Source organism: Adlercreutzia sp. DFI.6.23 (assembly GCF_024462535.1).
Taxonomy (GTDB): Bacteria; Actinomycetota; Coriobacteriia; order Coriobacteriales; family Eggerthellaceae; genus Adlercreutzia; species Adlercreutzia rubneri.
In genome coordinates, this window is the sequence record NZ_JANGBP010000732.1 from 1 (window position 1) to 291 (window position 291).

Annotated in this window: 1 tRNA gene; it reads right to left on the bottom strand. The window is 60.8% G+C overall.

The features are described from left to right. Window positions 1–65: 65 nt before the first annotated feature. Window positions 66–140, bottom strand: a tRNA-Gly gene (locus NE591_RS15260). Window positions 141–291 lie beyond the last annotated feature (151 nt).

Below are 291 nucleotides of genomic sequence, written 5' to 3' on the forward strand. Positions count from 1 at the left end.
GAAACTTAACCCTATCCCCGCCCAAAAAAGAACGACCCCGCCGGAAGGCAGGTTCGGGAAGTTCATGGAGCGGGCGACGGGACTCGAACCCGCGAATACAAGCTTGGGAAGCTTGGGCCTTACCACTTGGCGACGCCCGCATGCGTGAAGGGAATTATAGATAGCCGGCGGGGGATACGACGACGAATTCGCCGGTGGATTCAAGGAAGTAGAGGTCGTCGCCGTCCTCGGCTTGCAGCTTGTGGAGGGCGGCCGGATTGGCAACGACGGCGTTGGCGGCGGCGAGGTATT